The organism is Alcanivorax sp. HI0044 (assembly GCF_001634945.1).
Genome location: NZ_LWEZ01001295.1, coordinates 1 through 14,581 on the forward strand (window position 1 = coordinate 1; position 14,581 = coordinate 14,581).

Annotated in this window: 12 protein-coding genes; all 12 read left to right on the forward strand. The window is 58.5% G+C overall.

Annotated features, from left to right (window positions below):
• Window positions 1–885, forward strand: an 885-nt coding sequence (locus A3730_RS18845) for an aspartate-semialdehyde dehydrogenase (protein WP_063538679.1), incomplete at its 5' end; no start/stop codon positions are given.
• A 165-nt stretch (window positions 886–1,050) separates the two neighbouring features.
• Complete coding sequence (locus tag A3730_RS18850) at window positions 1,051–4,239, forward strand: FimV/HubP family polar landmark protein (protein WP_197477527.1); 3,189 nt, start codon at window positions 1,051–1,053, stop codon at window positions 4,237–4,239.
• A gap of 178 nt (window positions 4,240–4,417) precedes the next feature.
• Window positions 4,418–5,221, forward strand: a complete 804-nt coding sequence (gene truA, locus A3730_RS18855; RefSeq protein WP_063519951.1) for a tRNA pseudouridine(38-40) synthase TruA — start codon at window positions 4,418–4,420, stop codon at window positions 5,219–5,221.
• A gap of 73 nt (window positions 5,222–5,294) precedes the next feature.
• On the forward strand, window positions 5,295–5,951 hold the full coding sequence (locus tag A3730_RS18860) for a phosphoribosylanthranilate isomerase (protein ID WP_063519950.1): 657 nt from the start codon (window positions 5,295–5,297) through the stop codon (window positions 5,949–5,951).
• On the forward strand, window positions 5,944–7,155 hold the full coding sequence (gene trpB / locus A3730_RS18865; protein WP_063519949.1) for a tryptophan synthase subunit beta: 1,212 nt from the start codon (window positions 5,944–5,946) through the stop codon (window positions 7,153–7,155). The genes A3730_RS18860 and trpB overlap by 8 nt, the downstream gene beginning before the upstream one ends.
• 109 nt (window positions 7,156–7,264) lie before the next feature.
• On the forward strand, window positions 7,265–8,068 hold the full coding sequence (gene trpA / locus A3730_RS18870; RefSeq protein ID WP_063519948.1) for a tryptophan synthase subunit alpha: 804 nt from the start codon (window positions 7,265–7,267) through the stop codon (window positions 8,066–8,068).
• A 12-nt stretch (window positions 8,069–8,080) separates the two neighbouring features.
• The gene (gene accD / locus A3730_RS18875; protein WP_063519947.1) at window positions 8,081–8,962 is read left to right on the forward strand and encodes an acetyl-CoA carboxylase, carboxyltransferase subunit beta; all 882 of its coding nucleotides are present in this window, start codon (window positions 8,081–8,083) and stop codon (window positions 8,960–8,962) included.
• Complete coding sequence (locus A3730_RS18880) at window positions 8,955–10,187, forward strand: folylpolyglutamate synthase/dihydrofolate synthase family protein (RefSeq protein WP_063538683.1); 1,233 nt, start codon at window positions 8,955–8,957, stop codon at window positions 10,185–10,187. Before accD ends, A3730_RS18880 begins: the two co-directional genes overlap by 8 nt.
• A gap of 34 nt (window positions 10,188–10,221) precedes the next feature.
• Window positions 10,222–10,845: an SPOR domain-containing protein gene (locus A3730_RS18885; protein WP_231880660.1), complete on the forward strand. Its 624-nt coding sequence runs from the start codon at window positions 10,222–10,224 to the stop codon at window positions 10,843–10,845.
• A gap of 193 nt (window positions 10,846–11,038) precedes the next feature.
• Window positions 11,039–11,533, forward strand: a complete 495-nt coding sequence (locus A3730_RS18890; RefSeq protein WP_063520613.1) for a CvpA family protein — start codon at window positions 11,039–11,041, stop codon at window positions 11,531–11,533.
• An 11-nt stretch (window positions 11,534–11,544) separates the two neighbouring features.
• On the forward strand, window positions 11,545–13,068 hold the full coding sequence (purF, locus tag A3730_RS18895; RefSeq protein ID WP_007148625.1) for an amidophosphoribosyltransferase: 1,524 nt from the start codon (window positions 11,545–11,547) through the stop codon (window positions 13,066–13,068).
• Between the two features lie 174 nt (window positions 13,069–13,242).
• Window positions 13,243–14,457: an O-succinylhomoserine sulfhydrylase gene (locus A3730_RS18900; protein ID WP_063520924.1), complete on the forward strand. Its 1,215-nt coding sequence runs from the start codon at window positions 13,243–13,245 to the stop codon at window positions 14,455–14,457.
• Window positions 14,458–14,581 lie beyond the last annotated feature (124 nt).

Below are 14,581 nucleotides of genomic sequence, written 5' to 3' on the forward strand. Positions count from 1 at the left end.
AGCAAGATCGCGTTTGCCGGCAAAACCCTCACTGTGAGCACCGCAGAGGATTTCGATTTCTCCCAGGTGGAAGTGGTGCTGTTTGCGGCGGGAGCGTCGGTGAGCCAGGCCCTGGCGCCGGCTGCGGCGGAAGCCGGCGCTGTAGTGGTGGACCTGTCACCGGCCTACCGTTATGAGGCTGACATTCCGCTGGTGGTGGCCGATGTGAACGACGAGATGCTGGCTCAGGCCCGGGAGCAAAACCTGGTGGCCTGCGCTGATGCCTCCACGGTTCAGTTGCTGCGCGCCTTGAAACCGCTGACCGAACTGGGTCCTTTGCAGGACGTGGTGGTGACCCAGTTCCAGGCGGCATCCGCCACCGGCAAGTCCGGGGTGGACCAGCTGGCCCAGCAAAGCGTGCGTTTGCTCAATGGCCTGTCTCCCAGTGAAGCGGCGCAGGCGCAAATTGCCTTCAATGTACTGCCGGTGAGTGGTCAGATTCAGGAAAACGGCTTCACCAGCGAAGAGCTGAAATTGATGCTGGAAACCCGCCGGATTCTGGCGGATCAGCCCCTGTCCATCCAGGTCACCACGGTGCGGGTGCCGGTTTTTTATGGTTATGGGCAGAGTGTCACCGTACGTAGCATGCAAGGGCTGTCGGCAGCGCAATGCCATGCCTTGTGGGAGGGCAATGACGATATATCGGTGCAGGACAGTGATGATCCGCAAGCCATGTCGCCAGTGGCCATGGTGGAAGGTGAGCCTGTAATGCGACTTTCCCGGGTCCGTGAAGAGATGGAAGCGGGCGGGGCGTTGAGCTATTTTAGCGTTGCCGATAATGTCCGTTGGGGGGCTGCGTTGAACGCGGTGAAAATAGTCGAGAAGTTGCTAAAAGACTATCTGTAATGGATACTTACTGACATTATGTGACGCGGTTTCTAGGTTTTGTCTCTGCCCTGAGGCAGAATGTGTGAACGGCGTCATATAGGACAGCTTGCCGCCTCGGGTACATCCGTAGGGCCCGCGGGATCGGGCTGAGCGCGGGAAACATAATAAATAAAGGGTTCGACCATGCTTCGAAAACTTGGGTTTGGCTTAACAGCTGTGGCGATGATGGCGCCTGGCGTAGCGGCAGCATTGGGGGTAGGGGAATACCAGCTTAATTCCTATTTGAACCAGCCCCTGGATATGGATGTTTCTCTGCACGAGGTCGGCGACCTGTCAGCAGAGGAGATTCTGGTGAATCTGGCGCCCCAGTCAGAATTCGATGCTGCTGGCGTTGATCGCAGCTATTTCCTCAATCGTCTGGAATTTTCTGTAGAGCTTCAGGAGGGTGACAAGGCCCAGCTGCATATTTCTACGGACCAGCCGGTGCGTGAACCTTACCTGAACTTCCTGGTTGAATTCCTGTGGCCCACCGGCCGCCTGATGCGTGAATATACGGTATTGCTGGACCCGCCCAGCTTTGCCGATAGCACCGTAACCGCTGCGCCGACCATCAGTCGCGTGCCGCAGCCAGTGACTCGCAGCGAGCCTACTCCTGCGCCGGCGCCCGCAGCCGCGACAACATCCCAGCCTGACAGAGCGCCTGAGCCCGCCATCGAACCGGAGCCTCAGCAGGTTCAGTCTGCACCGGCAGTAGCCGATAACAGCCCGCGCAACAGTTATACCGTGCGTTCCAGTGACACCATGTGGCAAATCGCCCTGAATAATCGCCCCTCGAACAGTGTGTCGGTGCAACAGATGCTGGTGGCGATTCAGGAGATGAACCCGGATGCGTTCATCAATAACAACGTGAACCTGGTGCGTGAAGGCACCGTTCTGCGTATCCCTAACGAGCAGGAAGTGCGCACCATCTCCACCCGTTCCGCTATTGCGGAAGTCGCTGATCAGAACCGCCAATGGCGTGACATGCTGGAAAAACGAGGCATCCAAACCCCGCAGCGTGCCCAGATTGATGGTTCTCGCCAAGTCACAGACAGCGATGATGAGGCTGAGACGCCAACCCGCGGTGAAGTGAAGCTGGTTGCTCCGGAATCCACTGCCGGCGTTGATGATGGCGACAGTACGGGTTCTGACGAACAGGGCAGCGCCAATACTGCGGTGCTGGAGAACGAGCTGGCGATTCGCGATGAGAGTCTGGATCGCCTGGATCGTGAAAATTCTGAGCTGAAATCCCGCCTGCGTGATCTGGAAGAGCAAAGTTCCACCAGCGAACAGCTGCTGAAGTTGCGTAACGACCAGATTAGCCAGTTGCAGGAAGAGTTGCGCCAGCTGCGCGAAGAGCAGGGTGTTGCATCGCCGGAAAATGACCCGCTGCTGGAAGAGCCGGCAGCGCCGGAAGTTCCGGCTGAAGACGACGCCACTGCGGATGTTGGTGAAGCGGGTGACTCTGTTGCCGCTGCTGACGCTACTCAGGAAGAGGCTGAACAAGCCGCTGGTGATGACGTTGCTGTTCTGGAAGGTTCCGATGAGGAAGCAGCGGAACAGGGTGGTGTAACCGATGCCGGTGATGCAGAAGAGTCACAGAGCGTTGCTGACACTGCCGATGACAAAGACGTTGCGGCGGACAGCGCGGTTAAACCGGTAGAGCCAGTCTCCAAGCCTGAGCCAGTGGCGCCTGCACAGCCGCCGGTTGCCCAGAGTGGCGGCATTGTCGACCTGATCATGGAAAACCTGCTGTACATCCTGCTGGGTGTGCTGGTCATAGTGCTTCTGATTGTCCTGCTCCTGCGGGGCAAGAAGAAAAATGACAATGAAGATCTGGATGAGCCGCTGTTTGATGATGTCGATGATCAGCAGGACGATGAGTTCGGCCTGAATCTGGACGACGAAAGCGCGCCCGCCGTTACCACTGTTGATGAAGATGACGCTGCCGACGCACCGCCGGTACAAGGGCAGGGCGGTAGCCAGGATCCGCTGGAAGATGTGGAAGTGTATGTGGCCTACGGTCGCTACCCACAAGCCGTTGACTTCCTGCGCAACGAAATCAATAAATCACCGGAACGGGCAGACCTGAAAGTGCGTCTGCTGGAACTGCTGAAAGAAATGGGCGACGACGCAGCATTCCAGCAACAAGCAACCGCCTATGCCGGCACTGGTACTGAGGTGGACGCAGCCATTGCTCGTTTGGGTGGTGCGCCGGCTCCGTCGGGCGAGGATGATGAAGAGCTCTCCCTGGACGATCTGGAAATGGGCCTGTCCTCCGATCTGGATAACGAGCCGGCCAGTGCGCCGACCATTGAAGCGGAAGCGCCGTCTCTGGAGCCGGAAAGCACTGATGAGTTGGCGGATTTCGACTTTGAGCTGGATTCTGCAGAAGCCGACAACGATGACGCCACCGTCATGCTGGATGCGGACAGCGAGGCATCGCCTTCTTCTGCCAGTGCCCAGGACGATGATTTCAGCCTGGATTTCGACAGCGACGATGATGCGGCAAAAGAAGTGCCGGAAATGTCTGACGCGGACAAGCAGTCTCTGTCTGCTGACTCCCTGTTGGAGCTGGATGACGTTGGTAGCGCGACTCTGGAAGATGACACTGAATTCGGTGATCTGAGTCTGGATGAAATGAATGCGGAGTTCGATGATCTGTCTGCCGAACCGGCCGCTGACGAAGAGCTGGATTTGTCTCTGGATGATCTGGACTTGTCTGACGAAACCGGCGCGGCTCCACAGTCGACTGAAGATGACACCCTGGCAGATCTGGATATTGATCTGGAGCTGGACGAAGCTGAGAAGTCACTGGGTGGTTCCGCAGAGGGGGATGACTCTCTTGACGATATCACCTCGCTGGACCTGGATGCACCGCAAGAAGATGCGGCACCCATGGCTGACGCACAGATCGATGCGGACCAGGTGGCTGCTGCGGATGATGGCTCCCTGGAAGACCTGCTCGGCGATGACGACCTGAATCTGGATGACGATCAGACCTTGTCTTTCGATGCCCCTGAAGTGACTGACACTGAGGTCGCCGATGTGGAGGAGCCAACGGAAGAAGCCATGTCCATCGAGCCGGCTGCTGTGCCTGATGCTCCGGCGGATGACACCCCGGCGCCGTCCAGCGCTGACGTGTTGGCTGATGAGGATGACTTCGACTTCCTGGGTGAAACTGACGAGAACGCGACCAAGCTGGATCTCGCCAAAGCCTATATCGACATGGGTGATAACGAAGGCGCCAAGGATATCCTCAACGAAGTGATCTCTGAAGGTAACGACCAGCAGCAGTCCGAAGCCCGGGAGTTGCTCAGCCAAGTGGGCTAATCCCCCTCTCTCCCTAGGCAAAAAGGGGGCGATGCCTTATGGTATCGCCCCCTTTTTTTATGGCTTCTCCGTTCCCATCGATCGCTGAAGCCTGTGCCAATATTTCTGACGGGCACTGTGGGGAAGCCGCTGTTTGCGGTGAGCTGCGAAGAAGGCTTCTGTAACGACATGGTGGAACATGGCACGTATTGCGTTGGGTATTGAGTACGATGGCACGGGCTTTCGTGGCTGGCAGACACAGCAGCCCGGGGTGCGTACGGTCCAGGAGTGCCTGGAAGCGGCATTGAGCAAAGTCGCGAACCACCCGGTAGCCGTAGTGTGCGCGGGGCGAACGGACGCGGGTGTGCACGGTACCGGGCAGGTGGTGCATTTCGATTCCGATGCTCCCCGTGAGATGAAAAGCTGGATCATGGGCGCCAATACCAATCTGCCGCGGGACGTGACCGTACGGTGGGCGGTGCCGGTGGACGACGGGTTTCATGCGCGTTTTTCCGCGGTGAGCCGCCGCTACCGTTATGTCATCTATAACCATGCCCGCCCGCCGGCGCTGTATCGCAATCAGGTAACCTGGAATTACCGCCCGATGAATGTGGCCGCCATGCGCGAGGCGGCTGCGCACCTGGTGGGTGAGCACGACTTTACCGCCTACCGCAGCGTGCATTGTCAGGCAAAATCGCCATTGAAAACGATGCACAGCCTGACGCTCTACGAGCACGGCAAAGTGCTTGTGCTGGAAGCCCATGCTAACGCGTTCTTGATGCACATGGTGCGTAATATAGCCGGGGTGCTAATGAGCGTGGGAGCGGGCCAGAAGCCGCCAAGCTGGGCCAGGGAGGTTCTTGAGGGACGTGACCGCCGCAAAGGAGCAGCCACGGCACCGCCATTCGGCTTGTACCTGGTGGAAATCGAGTACCCGGACAGCTTTGCATTGCCGAAAGATTCGCTTGGGCCTCTGTGGCTACCGGATGACCTTCAGGCATAATGATTAAGAGCAGCACGCGGCATGCCTCAAGCACCACGCTAAAATCCCTGGTTTTTGTTACACTGGAGCACCCATGACCGTACCCCGGGTCAAAATCTGCGGTATTACCCGAATTGAAGATGCCCTGGCGGCGGCGAAGGCCGGTGCCGATGCAATTGGTCTGGTTTTCTATGGGCCCAGCCCCCGTGCAGTGACTGCGGCTCGCGCGGCGCAGATCTGCGCTAGCCTGCCCCCGTTTGTTACCACGGTGGCGCTTTTTGTGGATGCCCCCCGTGACCAGATCAACCGGGTGCTGGCCACCGTGCCGGTGGATGTACTGCAGTTCCATGGCAATGAAGACCCGCAGCACTGTGATAGTTTCGGGCGCCCCTGGATCAAGGCGGTGCGGATGAAGGACGACGTGGATTTGCATGAGTACGCGCAGGCGTACCGCAACGCGTCGGGGTTACTGGTAGATAGCTATGTGCCGGGGCTGCCAGGCGGCACCGGCGAAGTTTTCAACTGGGGCAGGGTTCCGAAAGACCTGCCCTTGCCCGTGGTGCTGGCCGGTGGCCTGCACCCGGAAAATGTGGCTGCAGCTGTGACACAGGTTCGGCCATGGGCGGTGGATGTGAGTGGTGGCGTTGAACAGAAGAATGTTCAGGGTCGCCGCAGCGGCGGCATCAAGGATGCCGCCGCCATTCGCGCCTTTATCAATAGTGTCAAAACACGAGGAGTAGCTGGTGTCTGAACGCCCTGATTTTTCTGCTTTTCCTGATGCACGTGGCCACTTTGGCCAATTTGGTGGCAGCTTTGTTTCCGAAACCCTGATGGGGGCTTTGGACGAACTGACCGCCATGTATGCGCGTCTCAAGGACGATCCGCAGTTCCGCGCGGATTTCGACTACGACCTGGCCCACTATGTGGGGCGCCCGTCTCCGCTGTACCTGGCAGAGCGATGGTCGAAGCAGCTCGGTGGCGCAAAGATCTGGCTCAAGCGTGAGGATCTCAACCACACCGGTGCACACAAGGTGAATAACACCATTGGTCAGGCGCTGTTGGCCAAGCACATGGGCAAACCCCGGGTCATTGCAGAAACCGGGGCCGGGCAGCACGGGGTGGCCACCGCCACGGTCGCGGCTCGCCTGGGTCTGACGTGTCAGGTGTACATGGGTGCCGAAGACGTGGAGCGCCAGAAGCTCAATGTTTATCGCATGAAGTTGCTGGGTGCAGAAGTGATTCCGGTGACCTCCGGTTCGCGGACCCTGAAAGACGCCATGAACGAAGCCATGCGTGACTGGGTCACCAACGTGGATGACACCTTCTACATCATCGGTACGGTAGCCGGCCCGCATCCTTACCCTCAGTTGGTGCGTGATTTCCAGTGCATTATCGGGCGTGAAGCCCGGGAGCAAAGCCTGAAGCAAGCCGGTCAGCTTCCTGATGCACTGGTGGCCTGCGTGGGCGGTGGCTCCAACGCTATCGGTCTGTTCCATCCGTTCCTCAACGATGAAGGCGTGGCCATGTATGGGGTGGAAGCGGCTGGAGACGGGATCGAAACTGGCCGTCATGCTGCGCCGCTGAGTGCGGGCCGCCCCGGTGTTCTGCATGGCAATCGCACTTATCTGATGGAAGACGACAACGGCCAGATTATCGAAACGCATTCCGTTTCGGCTGGTCTGGATTATCCCGGTGTGGGCCCCGAGCATTCCTGGCTCAAGGACATTGGTCGGGTGAATTATGTGGCCGCAGACGACCAGGAAGCCCTGTCGGCATTCCGTGAGCTAACCCAGGTGGAAGGCATTATGCCGGCACTGGAATCGGCCCACGCACTGGCGTATGCCCGTAAATTGGCGCCCACCATGTCACCGGACCAGAACATTGTGGTGAACCTGTCTGGCCGGGGCGACAAGGATATTCTGACCGTGGCCGCCATTGACGGGATCGAATTCTGATTCGATGTCAGGCGGTTGGCTTATAGCGGCCGGTGTCGTGTGGTCAAGCACGACACCGGCCCGGAAAGCCCGGAGGAGGGCTTTCCACTACCTGTTTTAAGGAGCAGAAATGCGTCGTATTGAAAGTTGCTTCCAGCGCCTCGCCGACCAGAAGCGCAAGGCCCTGATTCCTTTTGTGACCGCTGGTGATCCGGTAAAAGAAGTGACGGTGCCGCTGATGCACGCCATGGTAGACGCTGGCGCCGATATCATTGAGCTGGGCGTGCCGTTTTCCGATCCCATGGCGGACGGGCCAGTGATCCAGCTCGCCTGTGAGCGCGCGCTGGCGCACAACACGTCCACCCGCGATATCCTGGATATGGTGAAGACATTCCGCGAAACCAACGCGGATACGCCGGTGGTGCTGATGGGCTACCTGAATCCGGTGGAAGTCATGGGTTACGAGGCCTTTGCCAAAGCCGCAGCGCAGGCGGGTGTGGATGGGGTGCTGCTGGTTGATCTGCCGCCAGAGGAAGCGCTGGAAGTGAAACCGCTGATGGATGCCCAGGGCTTGGACATGATCTTCCTGGTCGCGCCTACCACCTCGGATGCTCGTATCAAGCTGATTGGCCAGGCCGGTTCTGGCTACCTGTATTACGTTTCCCTGAAAGGTGTCACCGGCTCCGCCACCCTGAATGTGGATGAAGTGGCGAGCCGGGTTGAAACAATTCGCAACCTTGCTCAATTGCCCATTGGTGTCGGCTTTGGTATCAAAGACGCTGAATCTGCGCAGGCGGTGAGCCGGGTAGCCGATGGTGTGGTCGTCGGTAGTGCCCTGGTAAACCAGATTGCTGAAAACAAGGACACCCCGAACGCGATTAATGACGCGGTTGGGGGTATTCTCAGCGCTATGCGTAACGCCATGGATCAATAACGGGACCTTTGCATGAGCAATAGCAACTGGCTGGAGAAAATCCTCCCCGCCGTACGTCGCCCCCAGGAAAGCCGGCGCAACAATATTCCTGAAGGGTTGTGGCGAAAGTGCCCGCGTTGTGAAGGGGTGGTCTATCGGCCAGAACTGGACCGCAACATGGATGTGTGTCCCAAGTGCGATCACCACTTGCGCATTGATGCGCGCCGTCGCCTCAAGCTGTTTCTGGATGAAGGTGCACAAACGGAGATTGGTGGTGAGCTGGCGCCAGTGGATCGTCTCAAGTTCAAGGACTCCAAGAAGTACAAAGATCGTTTGGTAGCAGCCCAAAAAGCCACAGAAGAAAAAGATGCCCTGGTCGTCTTGAAAGGAACGTTGCATGGTGAGCCGCTTGTGGCTTGCGCCTTTGAATTCAACTTCATGGGTGGCTCCATGGGCTCCGTGGTGGGCGAGCGTTTTGTCCGCGCGGTGAACGTGTGCCTGGAACAAAAAATGCCGTTGGTGTGCTTTGCTGCCAGTGGCGGGGCACGTATGCAGGAAGCCCTGTTCTCACTCATGCAGATGGCAAAAACCAGTGCCGCCCTGGAGAAGATGCGTCAGGCGGGCCTGCCTTTTATTTCTGTGTTGACCGATCCGGTCTATGGTGGCGTTTCCGCGTCACTGGCCATGCTGGGCGATGTGAATGTGGCAGAGCCCAACGCGTTGATCGGGTTTGCCGGCCCCCGGGTTATCGAGCAAACCGTGCGCCAGAAATTGCCTGAAGGCTTCCAGCGAAGTGAGTTTTTGCTCGATCATGGCGCCATCGACATGATCGTGTCCCGGCATGATATGCGTGACACCCTTCAACGTTTGCTGGCCAACATGATGGGCTGGTCGCCGCTGGCGCTGAATGACTGACACCTCTCTGCCTGATTCCCTGGCCGGGTGGCTATGCCGTATCGAGGCCATGCACCCGGCCGAGATCGAACTGGGCCTGGATCGGCTCCACGGCGTTGCTGCCCGCTTGGCGGTGGCGCATTTTCCCGTCCCCGTGATTACCGTTGCCGGCACCAATGGCAAAGGCTCCACACTGCGTTTAATGAGGGCGTTAGCTGAACGCCAGGGCCGCAAGGTCTGCCTGTATACCTCTCCGCATCTTCATGTGTTCAACGAACGGGTTCGCCTGCCTGAAGGTCTGGCCAGCGATGCGCAGTTATGTGCGGCGTTTGCCCAGGTGGAACAGGCCAGGGGAGGGGTGCCGCTCACCTATTTTGAATTTACCACGCTGGCGGCGCTCTGGTTGTTCAAGGCCAGTGCTGCTGACCTGATCCTGCTGGAAGTGGGCCTGGGTGGCCGACTGGATGCGGTCAATATTGTCGAACCCGACGTGTCTGTGGTGACGTCCGTAGGTCTTGATCACCAGGACTGGCTTGGCGATACCCGCGAGGCCATCGCTGCCGAGAAATGCGGCATTGGCCGGGCCGGCAAGCCGCTGGTATTTGGCGAAATGGACTGGCCGGACAACCTTGTTTCGCTGGCCGCAGGGCTTGATGCAAGAGCGGTGTTTGCCGGCCGGGACTTTCATGTCGAGGACGATGCGTTGGTTCTGTCAGGCGACCGACAGTTGCGTTTGCCCACGCAGGTGCGCCTGGGTGCTGACAATCTGGCCACGGCCTGCCAGGCCCTGGCTCTGGTAGGCATTGAGTGCGGCGATGCGGATGTGGTGGCGGTGGCTGAACTGGGTCTGTTTGGCCGTTGCGAACAGCAGCACATCGGTGGGGTGTCCTGTTGGTTTGATGTGGGCCACAATCTGCCGGCGGTGCAACGCTTTCTGCAGCAGCTGCCGCCCTGTACCGGGACCCGGCATCTGGTGTTCGGTATGATGGTCGATAAACCTGTTGATGCGGTGATTGGGCTATTTAACGGCATGGCTGTCCAGTGGTACCTGGCGGCACCGCAGATTCCCCGTGCGGCACCGACGGCAAGATTGCGAGAGGGACTGCCTGACACGGCGCAGTACCAGGAATATGCCAGTGTGGCGGCGGCTACTCGCGCCGCGCTGGGTGCGGCTGGTGGTGAGGACCAGGTGGTCGTCTTTGGTTCCTTTTATACCGTGGCAGAAGCTCGCGAGCAGGCGCAGTAACGGCGGTGCTAGTGAATGCTGAATGGAGAAACCGGTGGATAATCGAGCGCGTCAGCGCATTGTGGGCATTGTACTGTTACTGATTCTGGCTGGGGCGCTGGCACCATTCCTGTTCCGTACTCCTGAGCAGGTGCGCAATGCGTTAGATATGCGTATCCCCGAGCCGCCGGAACACAAAACCGTGCTGGTTGAACCTGTAGTGCCGCAGGAGCGCCTGGACACGGCGGACGAGCGCATTGTCACTGACCGCCAGGCAATCCGGGATGCTGCCGAGCAGCAGCTGAACGATGAGGACGCGAAAACCGTTCCGAAAGAGCCGGAGCCAGTGACGCCGGTGAAGGAAAATGCGCCGGTACCGCCACCGGAAGAACCTGTGACACCGCCCCAGATCGACCCCGCCGATGGCCCAGTGCTGGCCGGCTTCGTGGTGCAGACCGGCAGTTATTCCGATGCGGATAATGCCAGCGGCATGGTCGATAAACTCAAAGACGCGGGTTATCGGGCATATATACAGACCGACAGTCATGAAGGGAAAGTGGTGCATCGGGTCATGGTCGGGCCGGAAATTCGCAAGGACGATGCCGAGTCCACCCGGCAGAAGCTGGCCGATGACGAGCGTTTCAAGCTCAAGGGGCTGGTGCGGATTTACGTGCCCTGACTGCCGGCGGTGCTTGCGGTTGTGTCCTGATTGCGATGGTGTCCAATGCAGCAGCAAAACCTGGCATGCATGGGCAAGCGGGTTCGCCTCTGATAAACTGCGCCGTCTGTATTTGCAGGGTGCCATGTCCGCCTTCTCCTGGTCCGGCATTGCCCTTTTTCAGCCTTAACCCGCCGGCGAGAGCACGCTTTACATGAATCTGGCAGACGGCATCATTCTGTTTGTTATCGCAGTCTCCGCACTTCTGAGTGTGCGCCGGGGATTTACCCGCGAAGCCTTTTCGTTGCTCACTTGGGTAGCGGCCTTTATTATCGCGCGCCTGTTCAGCCCGGCCCTGGACCTTCTTCTCCAGGACCAGATCACTACCCCCAGCCTGCGGGCCGTTGTCGCTTTCGGCAGCTTGTTTGTCCTGACGTTGGCGGTGGGCGCCCTCATTAGCCATTTGCTCGGTGAACTGATCCGCGTCACTGGCCTGAGCAGTACAGATCGATTGATGGGTATGGTGTTCGGCGCCCTGCGAGGGGTCTTGCTGATGGTCGTACTGGTTGCCCTGGGTCGGCATCTATTTGCCGCTGACCCCTGGTGGCACGATTCCACCCTGGTTCCCCATCTGGTGATGATGGAAGCATGGACCCGGGACGTGGGCGAGAGCCTTCTCGCCTTTATCATGAATGTAAGCGGCAGCTAGAGGTAAGTACCATGTGCGGCATTGTGGGTATTGTCGGTCATAGCCATGTGAACCAGGGGATCTACGATGCCCTGACCGTTCTCCAGCATCGTGGCCAGGATGCGGCTGGTATCGTGACCTGCGACGGTGATCGTCTCTACCTGCGCAAGGATAACGGCATGGTGCGCGATGTATTCCGCACCCGCCATATGCGCCGGCTGGTCGGTAACATGGGGATTGGCCATGTGCGCTATCCCACGGCAGGCAGCTCCAGTTCGGCGGAAGCCCAGCCGTTCTATGTGAACTCCCCCTACGGCATTACGCTGGCCCACAACGGCAACCTGACGAATGCGGAAGCTCTGGCCGAGCATATCTTTCGTGCCGACCTGCGCCACATCAACACCACCTCCGATTCCGAAGTCCTGCTGAACGTGTTTGCCCACGAGTTACAAAGCCGCGGCAAGTTGCAGCCGGAGCCGGAAGATATCTTTGATGCGGTGGCCGCAGTCCATCAACGAGTGGAAGGGGCCTACGCGGTGGTGGCCATGATTACCGGTTACGGCATTTTGGCTTTCCGCGACCCCCATGGTATTCGCCCGGTGTGCTTTGGCCGCAAGGACACCCCCAACGGCCCGGAATACATGGTGGCTTCCGAGTCTGTGGCTTTGTCTTCCCTGGGTTTCCACGTGGAGCGTGATCTGGCCCCCGGCGAAGCGATTTACATCACCGCTGATGGGGAGATGCACACCCGCCAGTGTGCACAATCCCCGAGCCTGCATCCGTGTATTTTTGAGCAGGTTTATCTGGCGCGACCGGATTCCATTATCGATGGCATCTCCGTGTACAAGGCGCGCCTGCGCATGGGCGAAAAACTGGCCGAGAAAGTGGAGCGTGAATGGCCGGACCACGATATCGATGTGGTCATTCCCATTCCCGACACCAGCCGCACGTCCGCCTTGCAGATGGCCAATCATCTGGGCGTGAAATACCGTGAAGGCTTTATCAAGAACCGGTATATCGGTCGTACCTTCATTATGCCGGGCCAGCAACAGCGCAAGAAATCGGTGCGCCAGAAACTCAACGCCATCGAACTGGAATTCCAGGGCAAGAACGTATTGCTGGTGGATGATTCCATCGTGCGCGGTACCACCTGCAACGAAATTATCCAGATGGCTCGGGAAGCCGGCGCCCGCAAGGTGTATTTCGCCTCCGCGGCACCTGCAGTGAAATACCCGAACGTTTACGGCATTGATATGCCGGTGGCCCAGGAACTGATCGCCCACGGCCGTACCACTGATGAAATCGGTGAGCTGATTGGCGCTGACCGGTTGATCTATCAGGATCTGGATGATCTGGTGGAAACCTGTCAGGAGGGCAATCCGAATGTGGCGTCCTTCGATTGCTCGGTGTTCAATGGCGAGTATCTGGCCGGCAATATCACCCCGGACTATCTGGCCAACCTGGAAGCGCGGCGCAACGACGCGGCCAAAGGCAACAGCGAGAAGACCCAGGCCTTGGCGGATAACGAAATTATCGACCTGCATAATGCTAATTAATGCCGGGCACGCAGCACGCGACACGCAACAAGGCAATTGAGGCGTGCTGCCAGATGAATGAATCCGTCGCTGCGAATCGACTCGGCTTTTTTCGCGTGTAATGATACTTCCTTTGGGCGCAAATCTCTGACGCGTTGTTGCGTGTCGTGTGCGGCATGAAAGCGAGAATAAACCATGAGTGATGATCTGGATCCGACAACCCTGAGTGTGGAAACCCTGGCTATCCGTACGGCGCAATTGCGCACGGATGAAATGGCGCATTCGGATCCGATTTTCATGACCTCCAGCTTCGTGTACGAAAACGCGGCGCAAGCGGCGGCCCGGTTTAGCGGTGAAGAGCCAGGCAATATTTATTCCCGCTTTACCAATCCTACGGTGCGCGCATTCGAGCAACGCCTGGCGGCACTGGAAGGCGGTGAGGCCTGTGTGGCTTTCGCCTCCGGCATGGCGGCGATTAGCGGCACGTTTTTCGCTCTGCTGGCACCAGGCGACCACATCGTCAGCTCGCGCAGCGTTTTCGGCACCACCAACGTGATCTACGACCGTTACCTGAAGAAATTTGGTATCGATACCACGCTGGTGGACATGAGCGATCTTTCCCAGTGGGAAGAGGCGATTCGTCCGGAAACGAAAATGTTGTTTCTGGAAACGCCGTCGAATCCACTGGCGGAAGTCGGTGACATTGCCGCCCTGGCCAAGCTCGCCCATGACAACGGGGCGTTGCTGGTGGTGGATAACTGTTTCTGCACGCCGGCCCTGCAAAAACCTATCGAGCTGGGTGCTGACCTGATTATCCACAGCGCGACCAAATATCTGGACGGGCAGGGGCGTTGCCTCGGTGGTGCCGTGGTCGGCCCGAAAGAGCCCATGAATGATATTCTCGGGTTCGTTCGTTCTGCTGGTTCTTGTATGAGCCCGTTCAATGCCTGGGTCTTTATCAAGGGCCTGGAAACCTTGAGTCTGCGCATGAAGGCGCAAAGCGAGCGGGCCATGGTGTTGGCTGAATGGCTGGAAGCACAACCGGGGATTGCCCGGGTGCATTATGCCGGGCTGAAAAGTCACCCGCAGCATGAACTGGCGGGCAAGCAGCAGTCTGCCTATGGCGCAGTCATGTCCATTGAAGTGGAAGATGCTGCCGGTAATCGTGATCGTCAGGCAGCCTGGCGCTTTATTGATGCCACTCGCCTGATTTCCATTACCGCCAACCTGGGTGATGTTAAAACAACCGTGACTCACCCGGCGACCACGACCCATGGGCGAGTCAACGAAGAAGAAAAGCAGCGAGCAGGGGTGACGGAAAATCTGATTCGTCTGGCCATTGGCCTGGAGGGAGTAGAGGACCTGAAAGCAGACCTGAACCGCGGCCTGAAGGCGCTGGCCAGCGCTTGACCCCGCCTCGCTGCCCGAATTTGCAACCAATGCATAAAGGGGACGCATGCAGGCACTGGATAAAGCCCTGGCCCAGGTAGGCCGAGTTGTCCTGGGCAAAGAAGAACAACTGAAGCTGGCGCTT